Source organism: Cohnella endophytica (assembly GCF_003628305.1).
Lineage (GTDB): Bacteria > Bacillota > Bacilli > Paenibacillales > Paenibacillaceae > Cohnella > Cohnella endophytica.
Genome location: NZ_RBZM01000012.1, coordinates 82,452 through 107,820, shown reverse-complemented (window position 1 = coordinate 107,820; position 25,369 = coordinate 82,452). Strand labels below are relative to the sequence as shown.

At 51.2% G+C, this 25,369-nt stretch carries 19 protein-coding genes; 14 read left to right on the top strand and 5 right to left on the bottom strand.

Annotated features, from left to right (window positions below; all coding sequences use genetic code 11):
- Positions 1–30 precede the first annotated feature (30 nt).
- Genes D7Z26_RS24540 through D7Z26_RS24530 form a run of 3 tightly spaced genes read right to left on the bottom strand, consistent with a single transcriptional unit; the run spans position 31 to position 4,929 of the window.
- On the bottom strand, positions 31–1,653 hold the full coding sequence (locus D7Z26_RS24540; protein WP_120979674.1) for an extracellular solute-binding protein: 1,623 nt from the start codon (positions 1,651–1,653) through the stop codon (positions 31–33).
- Complete coding sequence (locus D7Z26_RS24535; RefSeq protein WP_120979673.1) at positions 1,650–3,131, bottom strand: response regulator transcription factor; 1,482 nt, start codon at positions 3,129–3,131, stop codon at positions 1,650–1,652. The genes D7Z26_RS24540 and D7Z26_RS24535 overlap by 4 nt, the downstream gene beginning before the upstream one ends.
- A complete protein-coding gene (locus D7Z26_RS24530; RefSeq protein ID WP_120979672.1) occupies positions 3,124–4,929 on the bottom strand; it encodes a sensor histidine kinase in 1,806 nt (601 codons plus the stop codon). The genes D7Z26_RS24535 and D7Z26_RS24530 overlap by 8 nt, the downstream gene beginning before the upstream one ends.
- A 240-nt stretch (positions 4,930–5,169) precedes the next feature.
- Here D7Z26_RS24530 and D7Z26_RS24525 point away from each other — a divergent pair, with 240 nt between their 5' ends.
- The 7 genes from D7Z26_RS24525 (at position 5,170) to D7Z26_RS24495 (ending at position 12,928) form a co-directional block, all read left to right on the top strand.
- Positions 5,170–6,582, top strand: coding sequence for an ABC transporter substrate-binding protein (locus D7Z26_RS24525; protein ID WP_233567186.1), 1,413 nt, complete (start codon positions 5,170–5,172; stop codon positions 6,580–6,582).
- A 92-nt stretch (positions 6,583–6,674) separates the two neighbouring features.
- A complete protein-coding gene (locus tag D7Z26_RS24520) occupies positions 6,675–7,583 on the top strand; it encodes a carbohydrate ABC transporter permease (protein WP_120979670.1) in 909 nt (302 codons plus the stop codon).
- Positions 7,584–7,598: 15 nt separating this feature from the next.
- Entirely contained in the window at positions 7,599–8,441 is an 843-nt protein-coding gene (locus tag D7Z26_RS24515; protein ID WP_120979669.1) for a carbohydrate ABC transporter permease, read from the top strand.
- Between the two features lie 25 nt (positions 8,442–8,466).
- Positions 8,467–10,518 carry a DUF5107 domain-containing protein gene (locus tag D7Z26_RS24510; RefSeq protein WP_120979668.1) on the top strand — a complete coding sequence of 684 codons (2,052 nt, stop codon included), beginning with the start codon at positions 8,467–8,469 and terminating at the stop codon, positions 10,516–10,518.
- A 246-nt stretch (positions 10,519–10,764) separates the two neighbouring features.
- The gene (locus D7Z26_RS24505) at positions 10,765–11,058 is read left to right on the top strand and encodes a hypothetical protein (protein ID WP_120979667.1); all 294 of its coding nucleotides are present in this window, start codon (positions 10,765–10,767) and stop codon (positions 11,056–11,058) included.
- A 155-nt stretch (positions 11,059–11,213) separates the two neighbouring features.
- The gene (locus tag D7Z26_RS24500; protein WP_120979666.1) at positions 11,214–12,308 is read left to right on the top strand and encodes a glycosyltransferase; all 1,095 of its coding nucleotides are present in this window, start codon (positions 11,214–11,216) and stop codon (positions 12,306–12,308) included.
- Complete coding sequence (locus tag D7Z26_RS24495; RefSeq protein WP_325050474.1) at positions 12,305–12,928, top strand: glycerol-3-phosphate acyltransferase; 624 nt, start codon at positions 12,305–12,307, stop codon at positions 12,926–12,928. Before D7Z26_RS24500 ends, D7Z26_RS24495 begins: the two co-directional genes overlap by 4 nt.
- 82 nt (positions 12,929–13,010) lie before the next feature.
- On the opposite strand, the gene D7Z26_RS24490 is transcribed toward D7Z26_RS24495, so the two are convergent.
- On the bottom strand, positions 13,011–13,709 hold the full coding sequence (locus D7Z26_RS24490) for a metal-dependent hydrolase (protein WP_120979664.1): 699 nt from the start codon (positions 13,707–13,709) through the stop codon (positions 13,011–13,013).
- A gap of 199 nt (positions 13,710–13,908) precedes the next feature.
- Here D7Z26_RS24490 and D7Z26_RS24485 point away from each other — a divergent pair, with 199 nt between their 5' ends.
- The 3 genes from D7Z26_RS24485 (at position 13,909) to D7Z26_RS24475 (ending at position 17,225) form a co-directional block, all read left to right on the top strand.
- Positions 13,909–14,526, top strand: coding sequence for a hypothetical protein (locus D7Z26_RS24485; RefSeq protein WP_120979663.1), 618 nt, complete (start codon positions 13,909–13,911; stop codon positions 14,524–14,526).
- 14 nt (positions 14,527–14,540) lie between these two features.
- Complete coding sequence (locus tag D7Z26_RS24480) at positions 14,541–16,367, top strand: cyclic nucleotide-binding domain-containing protein (protein ID WP_120979662.1); 1,827 nt, start codon at positions 14,541–14,543, stop codon at positions 16,365–16,367.
- A gap of 108 nt (positions 16,368–16,475) precedes the next feature.
- The gene (locus D7Z26_RS24475) at positions 16,476–17,225 is read left to right on the top strand and encodes a class I SAM-dependent methyltransferase (protein WP_120979661.1); all 750 of its coding nucleotides are present in this window, start codon (positions 16,476–16,478) and stop codon (positions 17,223–17,225) included.
- An 86-nt stretch (positions 17,226–17,311) separates the two neighbouring features.
- On the opposite strand, the gene D7Z26_RS24470 is transcribed toward D7Z26_RS24475, so the two are convergent.
- Positions 17,312–17,791, bottom strand: coding sequence for a MarR family winged helix-turn-helix transcriptional regulator (locus D7Z26_RS24470; protein WP_120979660.1), 480 nt, complete (start codon positions 17,789–17,791; stop codon positions 17,312–17,314).
- A 148-nt stretch (positions 17,792–17,939) separates the two neighbouring features.
- Here D7Z26_RS24470 and D7Z26_RS24465 point away from each other — a divergent pair, with 148 nt between their 5' ends.
- The 4 genes from D7Z26_RS24465 (at position 17,940) to htpG (ending at position 25,341) form a co-directional block, all read left to right on the top strand.
- Positions 17,940–18,863, top strand: a complete 924-nt coding sequence (locus tag D7Z26_RS24465) for an NADP-dependent oxidoreductase (RefSeq protein WP_120979659.1) — start codon at positions 17,940–17,942, stop codon at positions 18,861–18,863.
- 86 nt (positions 18,864–18,949) lie between these two features.
- Positions 18,950–19,885, top strand: a complete 936-nt coding sequence (locus tag D7Z26_RS24460) for an aldo/keto reductase (RefSeq protein WP_120979658.1) — start codon at positions 18,950–18,952, stop codon at positions 19,883–19,885.
- 522 nt (positions 19,886–20,407) lie between these two features.
- Positions 20,408–23,194 carry a carbohydrate-binding domain-containing protein gene (locus D7Z26_RS24455; protein WP_120979657.1) on the top strand — a complete coding sequence of 929 codons (2,787 nt, stop codon included), beginning with the start codon at positions 20,408–20,410 and terminating at the stop codon, positions 23,192–23,194.
- Between the two features lie 263 nt (positions 23,195–23,457).
- Positions 23,458–25,341: a molecular chaperone HtpG gene (gene htpG / locus D7Z26_RS24450; protein ID WP_120979656.1), complete on the top strand. Its 1,884-nt coding sequence runs from the start codon at positions 23,458–23,460 to the stop codon at positions 25,339–25,341.
- Positions 25,342–25,369: the final 28 nt, after the last annotated feature.

Genomic DNA, 25,369 nt, shown 5'->3' with positions numbered 1-25,369 from the left:
TCCATCTAAATCGGTCCTCTTCTTTTCCCCCTACTCCATACCCATTTCCTTCGCCTTCGCATTAACTTCCGCGATCATTTTATCCAACCCCTTTTCCTTGTAGCCGTCGACGATATCTTTCCAGATGGCTTCTACAGGCAGCTTGCTGATCATGACCCGGATCATATCGTCGCTATCGAAGATCGTGAAGCTGTCTTTCGTCGGAGTAGACAGATTCGTAAGTCGGCTTTCGTAATTTTGCTTTTTCGTGTTTGCCAGGGAATAGTCGAGTAATTCCTGCTGCGCCGCATGGCCCTCGGGCGAGATGCCGACGTATTCGGGATTCAACTTGAACATGCCGTCCCAGTCCAACAGGTTCGCTAGATTCGAGAAATATTTGTATTTCGTTAGCAAGCTGACGTTCGGATCGATCATGCGGTTCGTATTCCCGTTCCGGGTATAATCGACGTCTTTGAGTCCGTAATGGCGCATTTCTTCGAATTCGGGAGAGTTCATGTAGTCGAACAATTGCAAAATACGATCCAGCTTTTTGTCGTCGACTTTGGACGAAATGTAGCTTTCCGACCAAAAAGTCTTAAATAGCGCGTGATATCTGTTCCCGTCCATCGAGGGAAGCGGCTTCAATACTTTGATTTTGTCGTAAAAACGGGTGTCGCCGGGATGAAGCTTCTGCCAACGCTCTTGATTGATATTGATATCGACGCTTTGAATCGACCCCGCGATGAGAAGGGCGGCGGCTTTGCCTTGCGCGAATTTGTCTCTTCCCATTTCCCCGCGGGTAGCAGGTAGCTCGGGATCGATTAAACCTTCCGTATAGAAATCTCTGAGCAGCTTCAATGAATCCACGGAATGCTCGGAGAACACCGCAGGGATGAATTTCCCGTTTTCTTTGATCCATTTAAAGTCGCTTCCGCTGCCGTCGCTTGTCGCCGCCGGCGAGCTATATAACCAGAACAGTCCGCCAAGAAGCAAATTGCCGACGCTCGTAAGCCCGGTAATGTTTTGGTTCTCGGGGTCCTTATCGACGATCGCCTTGAGCATGGCCCGGAATTCCTCCCAAGTCTCCGGTTCCTTGGCGATGCCGGCTTGCTGGGCGAGATCCCAACGGTAGATGACGAGTCTGTCCAATACGTTGTAATCGGTGCTGTCGTACGTGTTTCTTGGAATGAAATATAGCTTGCCATTCTCCTTTAGATCTTCGATTTCCTGCGTTGCCAAATACTTGGCAAGATGAGGGTAAGGGGACAAGTCGTCAGGGATCGCCTTAATGACGCCCCGTTCTCTCCAATTTTTGTAATACTGGGAGTTGATCGCGTCGCTGGAAAAGATGTCGGGCAATTGATCCGTAGAAGCCCAGATTTGAAATTGCTGCATGTAATTCTCCGTAGTGATAGGAACGGGTTTGATCGTGATGTTGAGCTTTTTCTCCAAATGTCGAACGAGCGGATCGTCAACCGTCATGTTCTCGGCTAGATCCCATAAGGCAATCGAAATGTCCATATGCTCGGAGGGGGAGGATCCGGTCGAAGCATTCGGTGGCGCCTGCATTTTGTTGAATTCGTAAGAGGAGTCGCTATCCCGACAGCCCGCGATCAAGGAAATCAACAGGATAACTACGAGAGTTGAAGCCATTCGTCGCTTCGCGCCGTTCATGCTTTTTCCTCCGCCCGTCGTCCGGATTCGGGATTAATCTCTCCGTGTTTGTCTTTGAACCGATATTGACGCGGGGTTTGCAGCGTGTGTTTCTTGAAGAGCCGGATGAAATAAAAGTAATCCTTAAATCCGACGCCGTCCGCGACCTCTCCGATCGATAGACCTGTAGCCGACAACAAGTGTTTCGCTTCCTGTAGTCGAATCTTCGTTAAGTACTCGGTAAACGTAACCTTCAGTTCCCGTTTGAACAGTTGGCTGAGATAGTTCGGATTCAAGAAGAAAATTTTGCTGATGCTTTGGATGGAAATATCGCCGCGATAGTGTTCATTCATGTATTTGACGATTTCCTTGAGGTTGGCATGTTCCGTCGCGCGCTCCGTAGGAAGGGCAGAAGACGTATCGGATTCGCTCAGGAGCTCCTTCAAGCATTCGATCATCTGATCGAAGTTATGGTAGAGGTGGTACAGCTGGTCTTTGCTGAAAATGTAATCGTCCACGGATGAATTTCTGCGGTCGTAGGAGTCGTGGAAGTAGACGATGTTATAAATTTTAAGCGCATGGTGAATACGCAGGTTGCGTTTGTTAGTTGGCAATCTCATCTCGTCGAGATGGGCTCGCACGAGGGAAGGTTCCTTTTTCGCGACGGCGATCTCGAGATTACGGACGAGCGAGTTCGCGGCCTCGTTCATCGTCTCGTCTTCTTGGGCTTCCTCTTGGCGGCATATACGCCCATGGATGAAAAAATCCCAAGCGCATGTGGTGGCCAACTCGATGTGCTTCATCAACTCGTTCATACGGCGGTCGGATCGGACGACGCCGATTCCGACTATGCTTTCGGGAATCGTCTCGAATAACGTTTCGTCCGCGTTTGCCGGCACGGGGAACTGAACGAAATAACCGCATCGCGAGCTTCCGAGATGAATGCCGATCGCTTTCGTTCCTTCCGGGAAGGCTAATCTGCCTTTGCCGACGGAGACGACGACATGAACGGTATCCGCGATAAGCCCCACATCCGCTAGTATCCGGTCAAAAGCCGTTTCGGACATCTCAGAAGGCCAATGATCCATGAGATCGAGAAGGTGGCTTTCGCGCTTCATATTGATTTCTTCGATGATTTTGGCGGCGGACCTGAGCAAGGCGTCGATCTCGTAATCATCGAACGGCTTCAGGCAATATCCCAATACGCCGTAATTCAGAGATTTCTGGACATAAGCGAATTCGGCATAGCCGCTAATGACTACGACCTGGATATCATTGTCGAATTCCTTGATTTTCTTGATCAGTTCAAGGCCGGACATACCCGGCATCCGAATATCCGTGAATACGATATGGGGCTTCAACTCCTGGACCAGTTGCAAGGCTCTGGAGCCGTTGTTGGCTTTGCCCGCGACCCGAAAGCCCGACTTCGGCCAATCAACGCCGGCTTCGAGGCTTTTGATGACCCAATTTTCATCGTCCACTAGCAGCACTTTATACATCGCCGTTCCCTCCTGACAGCCTTGTTTCGACGGGCATCGTTAGCGTAATGCGAGTCCCTTTCCCGGTTTCGCTCTCGAACGATATCCCATTCCCCGGTCCGTATGCCAATCTCAGACGATTATTGACGTTAAGCAAGCCGATGCTATCGTTATCGGGCAAATCTTGTCCATCTCGGCTAAGAGCGGAAGGTTTCTCGAGCAGCTTGCTTTGAATGAGCTCTAAGCGTTCGCTTTCAAGGCCGACCCCGTCGTCTTGTATCCGGACGACGAGCGTAGCGCCATTCTCCTTCGCGACTTCGCCGCTAATCGTAAGATGTCCTTTGGATGTCTTCGGCTCCAAGCCATGGAAGATGGCGTTCTCGACGAGAGGCTGCAATATCATTTTCATGACCGGCACCCGTAACGCAGCCTCCGTAAAGTCGTACTTCACTTCGAACCTTCCCTCGAAGCGGATCAACTGAAGAAAAACGTAAGATTTAACGGCGTTCAGCTCCTGATCGAGCGTAACGTAGCCGGAACCCTTGATACTGTAATGAAACAGTCTTCCAAGCGCTTTCGTCATATCCACGACCTGAGGGGCTCCGACTTCGAGCGCGACCCCTTTAATCGATTCCAGCGTGTTATATAGAAAATGCGGATTGATCTGGCTGCGCAAATAAGCCGTGGCGGCTTTCTCCTTCTCGATCTCGGCCTCGAGAAGGTGGGTCGTCGTCTCGACGAGCTTATGGGTAAGGGCGTCGATTTCCCCTAGCATCCCGTTCAGTTTCTCGGCGACGACCGCCATTTCTACGTTTCCTTCGAGCTTTAAAGTTAATTTCAAGTCTTTGATGCTGCCGGATTTAATGCTATTGATGAACTTCACGAGAATTTGAATCGGTTGGAGAATGTTATTGACGATCATCGCGAAAGGAAGCGCCATCATAATCAAAGCCAAGATAACGATTAGAATACTGCGGGTGCGCACCGAACTCAGTTCCGCCAATAGCGCCTCTTCCGGAACGAAGCTGAGCACGGAAGCTTGAATCGGGTCCAGCTTCTGAATTTGAATGGCCCCCTTGACCCCGCCGACGTAATCCGTCAGCTTCCGTTCTTCGCCCGGACTTCGGCTTAGTGCGCTAATGCTTCTCGCGATGTCGGGAGAATGGGTTTCCGGGAAAATTTTGCCGTACCTATCGATAAGGTAGAAGCCGACGCCGGGTTCGCCGCTGGCATTGTCGATATCGAAAAACATGGAATCCACGTTGACGATAACGGCGATATAGCCGATTTGCTTCCCGTCGGCCCCGGCGCTCATGTCGATGGAATAAATGTTTTGCGCGAATACCATGCTGTTCTGCAGGTTGTTGCTATAGTTAAACTTTTTCAATCCGCTGACGTATGCGGATTTGCTGGCTTGGATTTCCGGCTCCAATTGCCGCACGTATTCGATGCCCCCGTTAAGGCTGTACTTCGTTCCGAGTTTCCCGATCAGAACGATATCTTCGAAGCCTTTCCGGCCGGCTTTGAGAGAGATGATTTTGCGATCCAGTTCCTTGCCCATTTCGTAGGACAGGCTCGGATCGTTCTGATTCAAGTACTTCTGGACGAATGGATCGAACCCGAGATTCAGCATGATCTGGCCGATCTCGTCTGTCTTCTGCGAGAGGGAGAGCTTGAATTTACGGATGGTATCTTCCGAATATTGATCGTTGTCATGAATGACGATCCGGGAAGTTTGGGCGTACAAGGAATAAATGATGATGAGCATAATGACTAAAATACAGGCTACCGCGATCGTGATTTGTGTTTTTATGCGCAATTTCTTCAGCAGACTCAGGGTAGCACCACCTTCGGGAAAGCAAGGATTATAACGTTACGAACCATTCAAGTCTATGCACTCTGATTATATCATCTTCTTTTCCGCAAGAATCGGTTCCTGGCGCAGTCCTAATCTAAGTCCATGTTTAACTAATTGGGAGACATACTTTACGCGGAATAAGTTCCCTATACTCACACTTGTAACCATAACGCCACCTACAGGGGGAATCGATCCGTGAACATGAAGAGAAAAGCATTCGCGTCCGTATTGTTGTCCACAATGTTAGCGCTTACAGTAATTACGGGCTGCGGTAAGTCCAACGAATCGGAAGCCTCGATGTCCTCGCCGAGTGCTTCGCCGTCTTCGTCTCCATCCGCATCGGCATCTGCCTCCGCGTCCGCGTCGGAATCGCCGGCGTCCGAGCTTTCGGGCAAAGTCGTCTTCTGGTCGATGTGGAGTAACGCCGAACCGCAAGCCAAAGTCATCGACGAAGCCGTCGCCGACTTTAAGGTAGCTAACCCGAACGTGGAAGTGGAAGTGAAGTATAACGGACGGGACATCAACAAGCTGCTTAAGCCGGCTTTGGAAAGCGGACAGCAGATCGATATTTTCGAACAGGATCCGGGGGCCGCGCTCTCCACGCTCAAGGATCACGTGCTCAAGCTTGACGACCTGCTTGCGCAGCAAGCGATCGGCAGCGACGGCAAAACCGTGAAGGACTCGATCATCCCTTCCTTGCTGGATTGGGTCAAATCCCTCGCCGTGCCGGCAGGGCTGGAAGACGGCTATTACGCGATTCCGCAACAGCCGTACGCGGTATTATTCTTCTACAATAAAGCGTTGTTCGCCAAAGCGGGCATTACCGCGGTTCCGACGTCATGGGAAGAGTTCCTGGCGGATTGCGAACTGTTGAAGCAAGCGGGCATCGAACCGATCACGTTCGACGACGCTTACCGCGACCTCTTCATCGGCGGTTATTTGGGAAGCGCGATGGGCAGCGATTGGACCGACAGTCTCGTTAAAGATAAAACCGGTGAAATGTGGAAGGATCCGATCGTTCTTCAATTCGCGAACGATATGCAGAACCTGCAGGCCAAAGGATATTTCTCCAAGAAGATCGCGGGCAACAAGTACCCTGCGGGACAGCAAGACTTGGCGCTAGGCAAGACCGCGATGTATTTGAACGGAACTTGGTTGCCTAACGAGATTGCCGCTACGGCCGGGCCGGATTTCCAATGGGGTTCGTTCCAATTCCCTGTCGTTCCTAATGGCAATGGCAAAGGCGGGTTCCAAGGTCTAAGCTTCGGCGCTCAAGGGCTGCTGATGAACAAAAACGGCAAAAACGTTTCCGCGGCGTTCGAGCTCGTGAAATACTTGGTCGGCAAGAAGGCGCAAGAAGGCATGGCAACGAAAGCGTTGGCCATTCCGGCAACCGTCGATTCGACATGGCCGGCTCCGCTGGCCGAAGCGGAAGTCGCCTTCCAGAACGCGAAAGTGAACATGCCATGGGGGTTCGGAATCGATAACGGCGGCGACTTCTCGACGGGTACGGTTATCCCTACGTTTATGGAGCTGGCGACGGGTAAGCTCAGCCCGGATAAGTACGTCGCGAAAATGGCGGAGCAAGCGAAGAAGTTTTACTCCGGCAAATAGGAGGTTGTCCGAGCGCGGCGGCTTTGGCATCGTGCCGCGCTCGGTTTTCCCGTTAGGCCACAATATGGAGGATTCGCTACGGAGGTGTCGTCATGAGACTGAATAAATCGATTATCGCGCTGTTCCTCTTACCTGCCGTCATCATCTATCTCGCTATTTTTCTCTACCCGACCCTGAGAACGCTGGCGATGAGCTTCTACGATATTCCCGCCCTCTCCAGCAAGGTCGCCGAATGGAAATACGTCGGATTGGTCAATTACGAGGATCTTGTGCATAGCTCTTATTTCGTCGGTTCGATGAAGAACGTGCTTGGCATATGGTTGATCGGCGGAGTTCTTATTTTCGCCTTCGCCTTTCTGTATGCGGTTATTCTGACTTCCAAGGTTCGGGGAGTTCATTTCTGGAGATCGTTGATTTTCTTGCCTAATACGGTTTCGGCCGTCGTCTTGTCGGTCGTATGGCTTCAATACGTTTTTAATTCGAGTTACGGTTTGCTCACTTCCGTATTTAATCGCCTCGGTTTGACGGCGCTCGCCAATATACAGTGGACGGATAACGAACACATTTATTTCTCGATGATCATCGCGTTCAGCTTCGGCTCGATCGGTTATTTCATGCTCATCCTGAATGCCGGAATTAATCGGATTCCGGGAGATTACTACGAGGCGGCGACTTTGGAAGGCGCCAGCCCGTGGACGAAGTTTTTCCGAATTACTTTGCCGCTATTGCGGGACGTGTTCCGCACGACGCTGGTCTTATGGACGATAACGGCGTTTAACTTCTTCGTATGGTCGGCGACCTTCGGATTAGACGACCCACATACGGTTACGCCCGCCTTCTACATGTATCAGAAAGTATTCGGAAAGGGCGGCAACGTGTATGTGGAAGAAGCCTTTAACGTCGGATCCGGCGCGAGCGTCGGCATTCTGATTACGCTGGCGACGCTGATCGTTTCCGCGCTCATCGGTCGGCTATTCCCTAAGGAACGATTAGAATACTGAGGAGGAGGGGCTCAGGTGAACACTGGTACATCGAAGACAACGAGAGGTTCATGGCTGGCTTACATTCCGCTTTACGCTTGGCTGATTTTTAGCGTTATCCTTTTCGGGTGGGTCATTTTAGCCTCGCTCAGCACGACAAGAGAAATATTCACGAATTCGCTTCTCGGCAGCGGAATTCATTGGTCGAATTATACGGGCTTGTTCAAGGATCAAGGAATGGGCCGTTATTTCTTGAACAGCATCGTCTATACGGTCGTTTCGTGTGTCGGCATCGTCGTAGTCGCGGCGCCGGCAGCCTATATCATGGGACGCGTCAGGTTCAGAGGGAGCCGTTGGGTCGGCACGATGTTCATGTCCGCTCTAGCCATTCCAAGCATTTTGATTACGATCCCTTTGTTTTCCATTTTCGTAGAGCTAAAGCTTACCGGATCCATTATTACTTTGATTATCGTCTATGTCTGCACGAATGTTCCTTTCGGCGTGTTTTTCCTGACGGGGTTTTTCTCGTCCATTCCGAAAGAGTTCGAGGAATCCGCTTCGATGGACGGTTCCGGGCCGATCAAAACTTTCGTCTCGATCATATTGCCTATTGCCCAGCCGGGGATCATTACCTTATCGATCTTTAACTTTCTCGGCATATGGAACGAGTATTTTTACGCGTTGATCTTCGCGAACGATCCCAGCACGCGAACGTTGGCTCTTTCCTTGCAATCCATCGTGTACGGATTTGCCAACACGGGTAACTACGGGGGCATTTTCGCTGCCTGTATGATCGTGTTCTTGCCTAGCTTTATCGTATATATGCTCGTATCCAAGAGAATAATCGCAGGCCTGACCGTCGGTGCCGTAAAAGGATAATCATAGAGGGAGACGAATCGAGCAAATGAGAGTAACCACTTCGTCATTAACGTTGGAAGGCACCAAGCCGGAAGGCGAAAATCCGCTCCCGGTATTCAGGAGCCGCAACCCGCATCGCGAAGCCGCGAATAACGGAAGCCTTACGCCCGAGTTGATGCTTCATATGGGCGAGAACGCAGGCGAGAGAATATTGCCGTATCGGCTGCAGGACAGATATACGAGACATCGGGAAACGATCCGACTGAAGACGATTACGCTCGAGAACGAAAGCCTTAAAGCCGTATTCCTGCCCGAATATGGAGGTAGATTATATTCCCTTAAGGACAAACGGGCGGACAGGGAAATCTTATATAAGAATCCCGTGTTTCAACCCGCCAATCTGGCGATTCTGAATGCCTGGTTCTCCGGGGGAATCGAGTGGAACGTCGGACATTTGGGGCATACGTTCACGACGTGCTCGAACGTTCATTGCGCCAAGCTGACCGATGGCGAAGGGAACGAGTTTCTCCGGATTTCCGAGTACGAGCGTTGCAAAAACGTATTCTGGCACATCGATTTTCATTTGCCGAAGGGTGCCGAGCAGCTTCAAGTCTACGTGCGAATCGTAAATGACAACGATCGCCCCGTCCCGATGTATTGGTGGACCAACATTGCCGTGCAAGAAACCGAGAAAGCCCGCGTTTTTTCTTCGACCGGCAACGTGATCTACATCGATCCGAATTTCAAAGGATACGGCTTCGATCGCTTGCCCTATTTGCCTTCCGTTCCCGATGTCGACGTCTCTTACCCGATGGGATTTCCGTATTCCAGCGAATACTTTTTCCAGACTCCCGTCGACTATAAATCGCCTTGGGAAGCTGTCGCTTACGAGGATGGACGCCTGTTCTATGAACGATCGACTTCCCGATTGCGGTATCGGAAAATGTTCTGCTGGGGCCATCATGCGGGCGGCAGGCGCTGGTGCGACTTCTTGGCGAAGCCGGGAGAAGGCAATTACATCGAAGTGCAAGGCGGACTGGCACCGACACAGCTTCACGACATCGAGATGCCCGCCCGTTCGGTATGGGATTTCACCCAGTTGATCGGCATGACCGACGTCGAGACGAATCCGGTCTATCAAGAGAGCTGGGATGACGCGAACGAATACGTGGGAAGACGGATTGGCGAGTTACTTAGCGAAGACGAGGTTTATGCCATCCATGAGCGCTTGCAATCGTATGCCGATGATTACCCGTCGGATTCTCTGCATGACGGCTCCGGTTGGGGAGCACTGGAGAAGATGCGCAGGGAGCAGACGGAAGGAAGAACGGTTCCGGACGGCTTCGAATTCGCGGAGCGGACGCTGGGTGCTGCTCAGAAACCTTGGATTGCGTTGCTTCGAGAGGGACGGATGCCCGATCATGGGGTTGAAGAAGTACCGGCATCATGGATGATTCAAGAGGAATGGAAGGAGCTCGTCGAAGCGAGCGTTCGATCGGCGGATTCGGGAGAAGGTTCGACTGAGCAAAGCTTGTCTTGGATCGCTCTTATGCATGCGGGAGTGATGGATTTCGAACAAGGAAAGGAAGCGTCGGCGATCGAGAGCTGGGAGAAATCGATCCGCGTTCAACCCTCCGCATGGGTGTTCCGCCATTTGGCCGAAGCGATGAGACTGCGCGGAAACACGGACGAGGCTCTCGTATACATGGAACGGGCTTACGGCGTCTCGAACGGCTACCCGGACAGGGCTTTTGCCGAGGAGCACTTGAATCTGATCATTCAGGCCAAACAATTCGAGCGGGCATGGAATTTGTACGAGTCATTGCCTGAGGAATTCGCCGAGAGCGATCGCATTCGGATTATCATTGGCGCGGTGGCGCTGGAGATGAACAACGACGAGTTCTTGGAGAAGCTCTTCGGAACGGAGTTCGCCGTCATTCGCGAAGGCGAAACGTTGATCATCGAGCTCTGGTACGCATACAACGCCAAGAAGCTTGCCCGTGCCAGAAACGTCGAATTCACGCCGAAGCTGCTGGAGGAAGCGATCGAGAAGTTCCCTCCGCCGGCATCTCTCGATTTCAGGATGATCGGAGCCTAAGCGGCGGGAAGCACGGGCTATCCCAAAGCCGGTTTCCGCTCGGAAAAGGTTGTTTTTTATACGGTTAAACGAACCGGTTAAAGGATAACCCTTTGTTTGTCTTGCAAGAAAGGGTATAGTATGAATGTCCCTAATTCACGTCTGATGCCAGCGCAAAGAAAAAATAACTTCATGGGCCGGTTTAGATTAGAATGAAGTCATTCATATAAAAACTCTAGGAGTGGTACTTTGAGAAAGCAAAAACCAATGTCGTTCGATGAACTGTTGAAGGATTTGCAAGGCCAGAAATCGATTCAGGAAGATCCGAATCATATTTCCTTGGACGAGTTGTTTAATGAATCGTTCATGAGCAAGCATTCGACTTGCAAAAGTTTTGAAGAGTTTTCCGAGAAGGGCAATTTTCAAATAAAGACTCGCGAAGATATCGCCAACGTTCTGGAAGAGCTCTGGGATCGGCACGTCGCAAGGGAGACGAATTTTGCCAATTGGCAATCCATGCTGGATACGGCGAATGCCGAGTTGCCTGCCAAAAAAGGATGAAAGTATTAAATACCGTGAATGGATCGCTTTATCCCCGTACGGCCTAACGGCTGCTCGGGGATTTTTTGCGTCGCTCAGGAAATGGCCGAAATCCGAAACGAAAATAATACACGCCAGTCCCTCATATAGATAGAAATAGGAAGGGGGATTCGTGTATGTGGATTATCGTTCTCGCGCTGGCAGGTTGCGCTTCCGGCTTTTTTCTGTTCAGAAGAAACACGTTGCCCCTCTCTCGCGAACCCTACCGGGGAGAGCGGAAATTGTCCGTGATCATCCCGGCTCGGAATGAACAATGCAATTTGCCCTATTTGTTGGCCTCTCTCAAGTCGCAAACCGTACAACCCTTTGAAATTATCGTCGTGGACGACTTTTCGAATGACCGAACGAAGGAAATCGCCGAAAGCTACGGAGTCAAGGTCATTGCCAATAGCAATCTCCCGCAAGGCTGGACAGGGAAGAATTGGGCCGTATGGAACGGCTATTTACGCGCTTCCGGCGATCTATTCGTTTTTTTGGATGCCGACGTCAGATTAGAGCCTAACGCGATAGCATCCTTGATTCAGGCCACGGAACGAACGAAGGGAGTCATTTCCGTCGTTCCTTACCATCATACGGAGAAGCTGTACGAGAAGCTCGCTCTGATCATAAACGTGCTGGGCGTATTCGCGTTTACGTCGGTTTTCGAAAAGAGCAATCCCCGGAAAGGTCTTTACGGCTCCTGCATAGTGGCTTCGAGGGAGGATTACGAGAAAATCAACGGACACGAAAGCATCAAGTCCGAGGTGCTGGACGACCTGTTCCTAGGCTCGAAATTCATGGACGCGGGCATTCCGGTGACCAATTATATCGGGCGCGGCTTGGTGTCGTTCCGCATGTATCCGCAAGGTATTCGCAGCGAAATCGAAGGCTTTAGCAAAAGCGCTGTGCTAAGCACCTCGACGTTAAGCCTATGGACGATTATCCCCATTGCGTTGTGGGTGATCGGGCTTCTCGCATCCGAATCCGTCGTTATTTTCGCGAACACTTCTTGGGCGCTGCCATTGCTCATCGGATATGTCCTCTATTTGCTTCAATTATCGTATTTCATGAGATACGTCGGCGTATTCGGGATCGTAATCCCCGTTCTTCATCTCGTCTCTTCCTTGTTCTTTCTTATGATCATGCTTTATTCGTTATATCAGGTCGTCGTATTAGGGAATGTCAGATGGAAAGGAAGGAACGTGCAAGTGGGGGGCAAAAGAGGCCGATGATGCTATTGTTGTTGTCCGCGGGAGCGTTTCTATCGGGTTCTCTTATGTTCTCGTACTGGCTTGGTCTATTGGCCCGAAAAAATCTGAAAGACGTTGGAGACGGGAACCCCGGCGCCTTGAACTTGTGGAAGGCATCCGGTTACCGCCTCGGCATCGCCGGAATCGCGCTGGATTTCTTGAAAGGTTATCTTCCTCTTATGTTCGTTAGCGGCAGTGATTATGCGCAGGGATATTCCATAATTCCGCTTGCGTTGGCACCGATTGCGGGTCATGCCTTTTCACCGTTCCTTAGAGGAAAAGGAGGCAAGGCTATAGCCGTCACCTTCGGGGTATGGAGCGCTTTGACGGGTTTCGAGGTTTCATTGGCCTATGCCATGATTTTGGCGCTTATGACGGCCGTTGCCCGTTTGGCTCGCAGAAGCGGAAGCGCGGAGTCGGACGGCTTGCAGGTCGTGAGCGGAATGCTGTTGCTTTTCGTCTATTTGTATATCCGAATGTTCTCATCCGCGATGCTCTGGGTTTGGTTCGGGAACTTCACTGTTATTGTCTATAAGCATAGATTGGAAATGAGAACTTGGGTGAAGAGAGCGTTTATGAGAGGCGGGGAGGGGTCGAAGTAGGAGCAAGTAGGCTTCGGTTCAGGAATCCCCGTCCAAGCAACCCCCGTCCAAGCCATCTGGACGGGGGTTGCTGTTGTTCGTTCTACTTCGCGGTAATGGAGATCTCTTCCCCGGGAGCCATGACTTTTCCTTTCAAGCCGCGTTCTTCGAGCCTCTTCACGAATAGGTCCGCATCTTGTTTAATCGCCGGGAACGTACTGTGATGCACGGGGATCACGAGCTTTGCGTTGTACCACTCGGCTGCTTGCAGCGCATCCTCTGGCCCCATCGTGTAGTGGTCGCCGATCGGAAGGAAAACGACGTCGATACGATTGCGTTCGCCGATGAGCTTCATATCGCCGAATAGGGCCGTATCGCCCGCGTGAAGGATCGTTAAGCCTTCCGCGAATACGAGGAATCCGGCGGGCATTCCCGCGTATAGAATTTGTTTGTTGGCCTCGTCTACGATTCCCGAGCTATGGAAGGCTTGGACCATCTTGGCTTTGGCGAAGCCGAGGTCGTACGTTCCTCCCATGTTCATCCCGACCGTCTTCGTGCCCTGCCAGCTCATGTAGGAGGCTAGCTCAACGATGGAAACGATGGGAGCGTCATTGGCTTTCGCGATCGGGGCGGCGTCAAGGATGTGATCCATATGGGCATGGGTCAATAGAACGGCATCCACCTTAATCTCTTCCGGTTTAATGACGGCCTGGGGATTGCCGCTGAGAAACGGATCGATAATGAGCGACTTATCGCCCGTAAAGAGCTGTATGCTGGAATGGCCATGGTACACGATTCTCATTGGGGATCTCTCCTTGGAATCAATTTTGGACTACTTCTAATATTGAAGGAAAATCAATCAGGAATCAATTTTCTGACCCGATCGACCTGCGTTTAACAAATCTTGTTGCAAAGTGTAAGAGTTTGTCTGATTTTCATTGACTATGGGTTACCAATAAGAATATTCTGGATATAAATAGATTTTGATAAGGGGAATGGATATGAGTACGAAAAAGACGGTGTTGTCTATGGCAGGAACATTAGTATTAGGCGTCGCGATCGGAGGGACTTTGATGTACAACGACGATGTCTACCATTCGGTCAAGGATGCCATTAACGGCGGCGCGACGCAGAACGCGGTCGGGGATATCGGAGCCATAACGCAAGTAAACATAAACTCCATGGATCTTGAGACGGCGCTTATGATGGTCCAGAATCAACGCGCGAGTCTGTTGGAAGATCAATTGAAATCCCAACTCGAGGCCGTACAAGCAAAAAATGACCAAATAACCAAATTGAACGAAGTCATGGTGGGAGTTACCGCTCAGCTTGGCACGCTTTCTTCCGCAGCCGCCAGTCAAACAGTTACCGTGCCGGCTGATTTGTTAGCCAAGATAAAGGCAGCGGGCCTTACCGCGCAAGTGGCAACGAAGGCTGATCTCGAGAAATTCAGGGAACAGGTTAAATCGATGATCGATGCTGCAAGCAACTCCCAGCAAATGGACATGCTCCGCTTGCAAAGCCTGACTAACAAACGGAACGAAGCTTTCGATGTCATGACTAATTTCGTTAAAAAAATGCAAGACTCAAGAAGTTCGATTATCGGCAACATGAGATAACGGGATAAACGACAATGCCATTCAACGCTATAATCGATTATTTGCGCGATCACCCTTTGTTGCAAGGAATACCCGATGACGAGCTTGAGCACGCGGCAAGCTCTATTGAACTCGTGGATTTCAAGGATGCTCAGCCTCTTATTATCGAAGGAGCCCCCTCCAAGGACTGTTTCTTCCTATGGACGGGGAAGGTGCAAGTTTCCTCCCGCAACTTAGTGGGAAAGACAATGCTGCTAGCCGAGCTTGGACCTGGAGCGTTAGTGGGCGAAATGGGCCTTATCCGCAACGAAAGAAGATCGGCTCGCGTCACGGCGATCGGCGACGTAACGGCGCTGCGATTGGAACGACAAGCGTTCGAACGTCTGGCGGAGAGCAGCCCCTTATTTCACGAGAGCTTGATGTTAAACGTTCGCATTCGAATGATCCATGGCATGCTTCGCAAGGCCTCGATCTGGTCGGCTATACCCGATGCCGAGCTTCGAGGGCTTGCGGAGATTACTTTAATCAGAAAAGTAGCGAAAGGCGAGGAAATCATCGCGGAAGGATCGCTCGTCGATCAATTTTTCATGGTCAGCAAAGGTCGATTGGAACTTCGCGAAGAAAAGAAACGCAAAACGGTTCTCCGCGATGGCGACTTCTTCGGCGAAAGAGAACTGCTGACCGATTTGCCCTCAACGAGTACGCTGATCGCATCGGAAGATAGCGAACTGCTCGTCATGGGGAAAAGCGAATTTCTTTGCATCCTTAGTTACTATGCTCCCGTTCGACTTCAGTTCATTGAAGTTCTGCGGATTAGGGCTCCTCAACTGATCTCGCAAGTAACGATAGGAACGGAGAAGGAAGAACCGCAGCTCGACAAGAAGAATTCGCCGCTGCCCGAAGCCAAAGACAAGTGGATCGACCTTCTGCTATGGCTGGGCGGAGGGTTTTTAGCGTTCTCCATGCTGGCCTTGTTCTTGCATAACTCCTGGTGGAATATCGCCGCCTTGATCGTCGGGGGCATCGTAGGTCCCGTTACGTTCGTGGCCTACGTTCGCAGCCAGCAGTTATTAGGGTTCCGCCAGACGCGGCTTGGCATGGTTTTCGTAGCGACTGCCGCGATTGCCGTACCTCTTGCTTGGATACTCGAACGAATGTGGTTATTCAACGTAAAGGCCGAAACCTTTGATTTTACGCAATTGTCGGTTCCCCTGTCCGTTGCCGTAATCGAAGAAACCGTCAAATTGCTAGTGTGCGTAGCGCTGGTCCGCACGAAGCAAATGCATTTTCTGATGGATGCTGTGGTGTTCGGCGCGGCGGCGGGGATGGGATTCGCCGCCGTGGAAAGCGTCATCTACGGTTGGACGCATCTCGGTCAGGCTTCGTCTCTCGGAATGCTCTCCGTACTGTGGATGAGAGCCTTATTATCTCCTTTCGGCCACGGCACATGGACGGCTATCGCTGCGGCGGGAATTTGGTATGGGACTCGATCGCGAGAGCTAATCATCGGGAAGAACACGAAAGCGTGGGCGCGATGGAGGCATACGATCAGTTTGCTGACGTTGGCGATCGGGCTACATATGTTATGGGACTATCGTTTTACGAACGGATTCATGAAAATGGGGATGATGATCGCCGTAGGGTGCGTCGGGCTCTATCTGCTGTATATCCTGATTCGTACCGGCAGGCGCGAAGAATATCATGCCTTAACGGTTTTGAATCCTTACATGCAAGAGGAGCTGAAGCACGACGATCAAGGAACCACAGCATCCAAAGAGCTTCAATGCGAGGCCTGCGGGACGATGTCGCCTCATGATACCCGTTATTGTGCGCGTTGCGGCCAGGCGTTGCGGATGAAATAAGTCGGGGCGAGCGAGCTTACTGCTGCTTTACTGTCTGTAAGACGCTCTCAGCGTGTTAGAGAGTCGAAGCTGGCGGTCGCTACACTCCTCTATAAAAGGTGAAGAAAAGTGAATTCACTCGAGTACGAGCAATTTTACGATAAAGTCGGGAAAGCGAACGGGTGGGACTTCAGCAAATTAAAAGTCGTCGCCGAGGGCGTGAAGTGGGACTTTTACGAGAAAGTCGTCGAACTCTGCAAACCGACCGATCTCTTGCTCGACGTTGGCACAGGCGGGGGAGAAGCGTTACTGTCGATCGCCGATTGCGCTCGATTGCTGGTTGGAATCGACCTGTCGGAGAGTATGGTCGAGACGGCGACGAGTAATTTAGCGGCTTCGAACAAGTCTAATGTTCGTTTTATCCGGATGGACGCGGGGAAGCTAATGTTCCCAGGGAACTTTTTCGACATGGTCTCTTGCAGGCATTCGGGCTTCAATGCTCAAGAAGTCGCGAGGGTATTGACGGATGAGGGCGTGTTCCTCACGCAACAAGTAAGCGAGAGCGATAAATTAAATCTTAAAGAAGCTTTCGGCAGAGGACAAGCTCAGGGGACCGAGGAGGGTACGTTGCACAATCGGTATAGGACTGAGTTAAGAGAAGCCGGCTTTACCGATATCCTGTCCTACGAATACGACGCTACCGAATATTATCGGACTCCGGAAGATTTGATCTTCCTTTTGAAGCATACGCCGATCGTTCCCTACTTCGGGCAGACCGACGCGGATTTTCAAATCCTTCGTCAGTTCGTTGAGGATAACCGGATGGAAAAAGGGATTCGGACGAATTCAAAGCGCTTCATGCTCATAGCGAAGAAATAAGGGCGAAAATAGCCGAAGGAGATACTCGATCAAGAGTATCTCCTTCTTTCATGTTTGCGTGTATCCGTGGGCTAACGTGGCTAATGCTACTCTTCGCTGATCCCGCTTACCCCATGTGCAAGCCGGTTCAGAAGTTCGTGCAGTTGAGTACGTCCTTCGGAAGGGAACGCCGCAAGAACTTTCTCGGCCGACTCGCTCATTGCGGCTCTGGCTTTCGTCATTAGGGGTGGCGCGATATCGGAAAGCTGCAGGAAAGTAGCGCGGCGATCATCGGGATCCGGAATTCGGATCAGGAGGTTTTCTTGTTCCAGGGCGTCGACGAATTGAGTGACGGTACGCGGTTTAATTCCAAGCTTAGCGGCTAGATCGCTCATGCGGATTTTGCCGACTTCTGATACGGCTACGAGCAATCTCAACCTGGGACCGGTCAGGTATGGCGGAATATCGAGAGCGGACAGCTGCGCCTCGAATTCGTGATGAAGCCTATGAGTCGTTCGTATCAAGAGTTCCAGCAAGGCCCCGGCCGGCGGGGGCGACTCCGATGGTAGTAATCTCGAGGTACTCATTTAATCCTCCTTGACGGATTTGGAACTACTGAGTATACTCACATTAATTCAAATGCTGTGTATACTCACAATGTTTATGCCTTGTAATAGACAGTTTACTCTACGTAAGGATTAATGAAAACCTTATTCAATAGGAGGATCGATTCGAATGTCCGAAAACACGATGCAAGCCGTCCGATATCATCAATTCGGAGGCTCGGAAGTATTGCACTTGGAAGAGGTGCCGCGTCCGCAACCTCAAGCCGGAGAAGTGCTTATCCGGGTATGCGCGGCCGGCGTGCTGCCAGTTGATTGGAAAATCCGCAAGGGCCTTTTCCCGATGCCCGTGCGCTTCCCTAACATTCCGGGCACGGCATTGGCCGGAGTCGTCGAGGAAATCGGACCTGACGTTACCCGGTTTAGGAAAGGCCAAGCTGTGTTCGGAAGAAGCACCAAGGGGACGTATTCGGAATATACGACGGCTCCGGAAGAGGCGCTTGCTCTTAAGCCGGATTCGATAAGCTTCGATGAGGCAGCGACGATATCCGGGGGAGCGACGACCGCATGGCGGACGATCGTAATCGACGGGGGAGTAAAGGCAGGGGATCGCGTTCTCGTGCATGGCGCCGCGGGAGGGGTAGGTTTATTCGCTACCCAATTCGCCATATGGAAGGGAGCTCGAGTGATCGGTACGGCTGGCCCCGCCAATATCGATTTTGTCCGTTCATTGGGGGCGGAAACCGCGATCGATTATACGTCTACCCCGTTCGAGGAAGTCGTGGATGACGTCGATCTAGTCCTGGACACGATCGGAGGAGAGACGCTAGACCGTTCCTGGTCGGTCATTAAGCGGGGAGGAAGCTTGATCTCCATTGCCGGACAACCTCCACTAGAGAAGGGTCAGGAGTTGGGCATTAAAGTGATGAGATCAAGTCTGGCCACGAGCCAAGACTTGACGGATATCGCCCGCTTGCTCGACGATGGCGTCGTCAGAACCTATATCGAGAAAACGTACTCGTTAAGCGAGGCGAGGCAAGCCCACGAATGGAGCGAAAAAGGTCATGGAAGGGGACGTATCGTACTCCGCGTCTAGACAAACCGATCTTTTACTTCATAACTTTCCTAAGCGATAATGGGAGAAGACACAAGTAAACCGCAGAGTCGCGAGGAGAGATTACGATGATAAAAAGACCCTATGGAAACACGGGTAAATGGGTTTCGGAAATTGGTTTCGGTGGTTGGCAGCTCGGTAATCAACGGGATTGGGAGCCGATGGAGGATGCCGCGGCCATCTCCCTCGTGCACGAGGCATTGGATCGGGGAATGCAGTTTTTCGATACGGCGCCGAATTACGGACAAGGGAGAAGCGAGGAGCTTCTAGGAAAAGCATTGGCCGGCAAACGCGCCGACGCCGTTATTAATACGAAATTCGGTCACGGGGCAGACGGAAGCACAGGTTACGATGCCAGTCTCATTCGGGATTCCGTAGAACAAAGCTTGAAGAGGCTTCGGACGGAGTACGTCGATTCCGTGCTTCTTCACAATCCTCCTTTCGAGGATCTGGACGGAAAACATGGTCACTACGAGGTGTTGGAAGAGCTGCGGAAAGAGGGCAAAATTATAGCCTACGGAGCCTCGGTAGATTCCGGTACGGAAATGCTGGAACTGATCCATAATACTAACGTCGGCGTTATCGAGGTAATGTTCAATATTTTCTACCAAGAGCCTGCGGAAGCGTTTAAGATAGCGAAGGAAAAGGATATCGCGATTATCGTTAAAATTCCTTTGGACTCCGGTTGGCTGTCCGGGAAGTACACGAAAGAGAGTCGATTCGAAGGCGTAAGGAAACGCTGGTCGTCCGATATCATCGGTAAGCGCGCGGATCTTCTCGGGAAAATCGGATTTATCGCCGATCAAGATACGACGATGACGATGGCCGCGTTAAGATTTATTTTGGCGCATCCGGAAGTATCGACGGTCATTCCGGGAGTAAGGAATCGCGCGCAACTGATCGAAAATATTGCCGCAGGCGACGGCTCGATGCCGGACGATCACGTTCGCAGGCTTCGACGGCTGTGGGAAGATGAGATCCGGCATATGGGGCTGGGATGGTAGTTTTTCCAAAGAAGAGCGTACAGTGAGAAAGCCAACCTGCATTTAATACAGCACCTTAGCTCCAAAATCGGTATTTTCGCCGAACAGCCTGCATTTGCTACAGGCTGTTTGGCTGAAATTCTCTTAATGCGTCCAATACCCGTCATTCTACTGTACTGTTTGCAGGCAGTATCGCGATGTGAGCCGTATTCGAGAAACAAGATGTACTTTTTGCAGGTCGATCGTACGGATTGGCGGCGATTTTGAAGGGACAAGCTTAGGAACATGAAGACGAATTTCGTTAGCTATAGGGATTGAAATCCTGGCTTTCATGAGCTATATTAAAGAAAAAGAAAACGTTTTCCGGAATTAAGATAATGATTTGAGGTTAATTCTCCATTAAACCGCAAAACATTATCTTTTTTTACAAAATATTTAGAAAACGTTTTCCAAAAATCGCGATAAGGAGGAAGTGTTTTGAATCGATTTAACCATTGGCCTTTAAGAGTTCAGACTGAATCTTGATCTTGGGAGGGGTTCATAGTGAGTAAAATCATTCATAACCGGATTATGGCCTTAATGATCGTTCTATCCTTAGTTCTGGCAATCTCTCCCGTCAGTAGCTCGGCTGCCGAACAACCCGGCAACGATAGCGGGGGCTCGTCTAAGCAATATGTACCGAGCGCTTCAGAAGCTGCGAATCCTCACTTAATCGGGAACGACAAGGTAGTGAAACCATCCAAGGGCGGTGCGCTGCAGCTACTGAAGATTAACGGGGTGAAAACCTTATGCGACCAAAACGGCAAACCGATTCAATTGCGGGGCATGAGTACGCACGGCTTGCAATGGTTTCCCGATATTATTAATGATAACGCTTTCGCGACGTTGGCTAAGGATTGGGAAGCGAACGTTATTCGGCTAGCCATGTACGTAGGAGAGGGCGGATATGGGACGAACTCTGAAGCAATGAAGCAACGAGTCGTGGACGGGATCGACTTTGCAATCGCCAACGATCTGTACGTAATCGTGGATTGGCATGTCCATGCGCCGGGAAATCCGAACGCGGACGTATACGCCGGAGCGATGAAATTTTTCTCCGAAATCTCGAAGCTTTATCCGAACGATAAGCACGTTCTTTACGAATTGGCGAACGAGCCGAATAGCAACGCTCCGGGGATTCCGAACGATGCGTCGGGATGGAAGGAAGTTAAGGCTTACGCGGAACCGATCGTCGGAATGCTGCGCAAGGCCGGCAACGACAATATCGTCATCGTCGGTAGCCCGAATTGGAGCCAACGTCCGGATTTGGCCGCTAATGATCCGATAATAGACCCGAACACCCATGCCGCCGATGTCCGAACAATGTATTCGGTGCATTTCTACACCGGGACGCATCTACCCGCGGCGGATGCCGCGAATCGGGACAACGTCATGAGCAATGTCAGATACGCGCTGGAACACGGCGCTGCCGTGTTCTCGACGGAGTGGGGGACGAGCGAAGCGAGCGGCAATAACGGCCCATTCCTGCAAACAGCCGATCAATGGCTCGATTTCTTGAACGCGAATAATATTAGCTGGGTGAACTGGTCGCTGACGAATAAGAACGAGACCTCAGGTGCCTTTACGCCATTCGAACAGGGTAAGTCGCAGGCAACGTTGCTGGATCCCGGTTCGGATAAGAAGTGGGATATTCCGGAGCTTAGCGTGTCGGGAGAATACGTTCGCTCCCGTATTAAAGGAATTACATACGAACCGATAGACCGGACTGCAAGAGAGCCGTTCTCTACGGTCGTCTGGGACTTTAACGACGGAACCGCGCAAGGGTTCGGCTTAAATGCGGATAATCCGGTAATGGGCATTAAGGTCTCGAATGCAGACAAAGCCCTGAAGCTAGCGGGAATGTCGGGAAGCCATGATGTGTCTGCGGACAATTACTGGGCGAATGTTCGGATATCCGCCGACGATTCAAACGCGCGTCCGAACATTCTCGGCGCCGACAAGCTGACCATGGACATCATCGCAGCCAAGCCGACGAACGTATCGATCGCGGCGATACCGCAGAACGCGACGTATGGATGGGCAAATCCAACGAATGCCGTAAAAGTTCAAGCCTCTGACTTTGCCGTTCAAGAGAATGGGACTTACAAAGCTAATTTAACGATCGCGAAGAAGGATTCGCCTAACCTCAAGGCGATTGCCGAAGACGCCGACCATAGCGTGTTGAGCAATATCGTCTTGTTCGTCGGCGCGGAGGGCGCCGATTGGATTTCCTTGGACAATATTACGGTTTCGGGCAACCGTGCCGTCGTGGAAAAGCCGATCGTACATGCTCCGTTAGGGACGCCGACTTTTCCTTCCGGATTCGAGGATTCGACGCGCCAGGGCTGGAGTTGGGATGCCAGCTCCGGAGTCCAAAGCGCGATAACGATCGCAGAAGCGGCGGGCTCCAAGGCGCTTTCCTGGGAAGTCGCATATCCGGAAGTCAAACCTTCCGATGGATGGGCATCGGCGCCGCGAATTATGTTAGGCGGCATTAACGCCACTCGCGGCGATAATCGATACTTATTATTCGATTTCTACTTGAAACCGGATCGCGCAACGAAAGGCAAGCTTTCGATCAATCTCGCTTTCGCTCCGCCTAGCTTAGGGTATTGGGCGCAAGCCACGGACAATTACGACATCCCGTTGGCTTCTTTAAATCAACTGAGCAAGACGGAAGACGGACTCAACCATTTCGCGGTTTCCTTCGATATGACGAAGATCGCGGACAATAAGAAGCTCGCCGCGGACACGTTATTACGGGATATTACCGTCGTCGTGGCCGACGTAGAAAGCGACTTCGCCGGAACGATGTACATGGATAACGTAAGGTTCGGAATGAAAGGAGCTGCTTCCGTTAGCGACTCCCTCACAAGAGCGGAATTCATAGCTTTGCTCGTTCGCGCGCTCGGTTTATCCCCCGGTGAAACCGCCAAGTTCGCGGATGTAGATCCGAAGCATCCTAATGCGGGAGCGATTGCCGCTGCAAGCGAAGCCGGAATCACCACCGGCAGAGATATCGAGCATTTCGCGCCGGAAGACAAGATTACGCGCGAAGAAATGGCGGTCATGATCGTACGCGCCTACGAAACGAAGTCCGGCAGGAAGGCACCCGCAGGCTCGACGGTTTTCGCGGATAAGAGCAGCATCGCAAGCTGGGCTCAAGATGCGGTACGCGCTGCCTATGCTTTAGGCATCGTGAAGGGCACAGGTTCGAACAAATTCGATCCGAAAGGCTTGGTGAGCCGAACGGCAGCCGCCCAAGTCATCCGGCAAATGACTAACCGATAAGATGCAACCGTTAAGCTGACGAATTGGAAGGCCCTCGAACTGCGCTCATGCGCGTTTCTGGGGTCTTCTTTGCGTAGAGTCGTCTCCACGCCTTTCGGTAGACGAGGCAGAGGGATAAATGAAGCATAGATGAAGCGATCGGAAGAAACGCCTCCTTGACCGGGAAAAATGAAAGTGGTATAAAAAAGAGAGTTAGCACTCAGGTTACAGGAGTGCTAAAATAAATATAAATCCAATTATAACTTCGAGGTGACCGATCTAAGATGGCGAAGCAGGAGTTCAAAGCGGAATCAAAGCGATTGCTCGAGATGATGATCAACTCGATCTACACGCAGAAGGAAATTTTCCTCCGGGAGCTCATTTCCAATGCCTCAGACGCAGTAGACAAAATCTATTACAAAGCGCTCACCGACGATTCGTTGGTTTTTAACAAAGAAGATTACTTCATTAAGGTGACGGCGGACAAAGCGAATCGCACGCTTACGATTTCCGACACGGGAATCGGGATGACGAAGGAAGAGCTCGAGAACAACCTCGGCGTCATCGCGAAGAGCGGATCGCTCGCGTTCAAGAAAGAGAATGAAGCCCAAGACGGCCACAACATCATCGGCCAATTCGGCGTCGGGTTCTACTCGGCGTTCATGGTCGCGGACGTTCTGACCGTAACGAGCAAAGCGCTCGGCAGCGACGTTGCCTACAAATGGGAGTCCGAAGGCGCGGAAGGCTACACGATCGAGCCGGCCGACAAAGTAACGGTAGGTACGGAGATCGTCTTGAAGATCAAGCCGAACGCCGAAGAAGACAATTACGACGAGTTTCTTGAAGAGTACCGCTTAAAGGCCATTATCAAGAAATACTCCGACTTCATTCGTTATCCGATCAAGATGGACGTGAAAGGCAAACGTCCGAAGGAAGGCGAAGACAACGAGTTCGAGGACTACGAGGAAGAGCAGACGGTCAACAGCATGGTCCCGATCTGGCGCAAAAATAAAAGCGAGCTGAAGGACGAAGACTACGCGAATTTCTACAACGAGAAGCGCTATGGCTTCGACAAGCCGCTTAAGCATATTCACCTGAGCGCGGACGGCGCGGTTCGTTACCAGGCGATTCTTTTTATCCCGGAAAACACGCCATTCGATTTCTACACGAAAGAATTCGAAAAAGGGCTCGAGCTATACTCCAACGGCGTTCTGATCATGGACAAATGCTCGGATCTGCTGCCGGACTTCTTCGGTTTCGTAAAAGGGATGGTCGACTCCGAGGATCTATCGTTGAACATTTCGCGGGAACTCCTGCAGCATGACCGTCAATTAAAGCTGATCGCGAAAAACATCCAGAGCAAGATCAAGGGCGCGCTGCAAGGCCTGCTTAAGGACGAGCGCGAGAAGTATGAGAGCTTCTACAAAGCATTTGGCAGACAGCTGAAATTCGGCGTGTACAACGACTACGGCATGAACAAGGACGTGCTTCAGGATCTGCTTCTGTTCTCCTCTTCGAAAGAGAAAAAGTTAGTGTCCCTTGAAGAGTACGTAGCAAGAATGCCGGAAGACCAGAAGTACATCTACTACGCGTCCGGCGAATCGATCGAGCGCATCGAGAAGCTTCCGCAAACCGAGCTTGTCGCTGACAAAGGCTACGAAATTTTCTACTTCACCGACGATATCGACGAGTTCGCGATCAAGATGATCATGTCCTACAAGGACAAAGAATTCAGATCCGTGTCCAGCGGCGATCTTGGCATCGAAGAGTCGGAAGCCGACAAGAAGGAAGCCGAGGAAAAAGCTAGCGGCAACAAGGACCTCTTCGAATATATGCAAGGCATTTTGTCGGGCAAAGTGAAGAGCGTCAAAGCTTCCAAACGGCTTAAATCCCATCCGGTTTGCTTGTCCACCGAGGGCGAAGTGACGATCGAGATGGAAAAAGTGCTCAAGGCGATGCCGAGCGGCCAAGACGTGAAAGCGGAAAAGGTGCTCGAGATCAACACCGACCATGAGGTGTTCAAGTCGTTGAAGGATGCTTTCGACAACGACAAGACGAAGCTAAGCCTGTACACTAGCCTTCTGTACAACCAAGCGTTGCTGATCGAAGGCTTGCCGGTTCAAGACCCGGTGGAGTTCACGAACGACATCTGCAAAATCATGGTATAATAAGCATAGCGACATACCCCGATTCCGG

Excerpts from the sequence above, each read along its gene's own strand:
- D7Z26_RS24540 (WP_120979674.1), bottom strand. The coding sequence starts at position 1,653 with ATGAACGGCGCGAAGCGACGAATGGCTTCAACTCTCGTAGTTATCCTG.
- D7Z26_RS24535 (WP_120979673.1), bottom strand. The coding sequence starts at position 3,131 with ATGTATAAAGTGCTGCTAGTGGACGATGAAAATTGGGTCATCAAAAGC.
- D7Z26_RS24525 (WP_233567186.1), top strand. The coding sequence starts at position 5,170 with ATGAAGAGAAAAGCATTCGCGTCCGTATTGTTGTCCACAATGTTAGCG.
- D7Z26_RS24520 (WP_120979670.1), top strand. The coding sequence starts at position 6,675 with ATGAGACTGAATAAATCGATTATCGCGCTGTTCCTCTTACCTGCCGTC.
- D7Z26_RS24510 (WP_120979668.1), top strand. The coding sequence starts at position 8,467 with ATGAGAGTAACCACTTCGTCATTAACGTTGGAAGGCACCAAGCCGGAA.
- D7Z26_RS24505 (WP_120979667.1), top strand. The coding sequence starts at position 10,765 with ATGTCGTTCGATGAACTGTTGAAGGATTTGCAAGGCCAGAAATCGATT.
- D7Z26_RS24500 (WP_120979666.1), top strand. The coding sequence starts at position 11,214 with ATGTGGATTATCGTTCTCGCGCTGGCAGGTTGCGCTTCCGGCTTTTTT.
- D7Z26_RS24495 (WP_325050474.1), top strand. The coding sequence starts at position 12,305 with ATGATGCTATTGTTGTTGTCCGCGGGAGCGTTTCTATCGGGTTCTCTT.
- D7Z26_RS24490 (WP_120979664.1), bottom strand. The coding sequence starts at position 13,709 with ATGAGAATCGTGTACCATGGCCATTCCAGCATACAGCTCTTTACGGGC.
- D7Z26_RS24485 (WP_120979663.1), top strand. The coding sequence starts at position 13,909 with ATGAGTACGAAAAAGACGGTGTTGTCTATGGCAGGAACATTAGTATTA.
- D7Z26_RS24480 (WP_120979662.1), top strand. The coding sequence starts at position 14,541 with ATGCCATTCAACGCTATAATCGATTATTTGCGCGATCACCCTTTGTTG.
- D7Z26_RS24470 (WP_120979660.1), bottom strand. The coding sequence starts at position 17,791 with ATGAGTACCTCGAGATTACTACCATCGGAGTCGCCCCCGCCGGCCGGG.
- D7Z26_RS24465 (WP_120979659.1), top strand. The coding sequence starts at position 17,940 with ATGTCCGAAAACACGATGCAAGCCGTCCGATATCATCAATTCGGAGGC.
- D7Z26_RS24460 (WP_120979658.1), top strand. The coding sequence starts at position 18,950 with ATGATAAAAAGACCCTATGGAAACACGGGTAAATGGGTTTCGGAAATT.
- htpG (WP_120979656.1), top strand. The coding sequence starts at position 23,458 with ATGGCGAAGCAGGAGTTCAAAGCGGAATCAAAGCGATTGCTCGAGATG.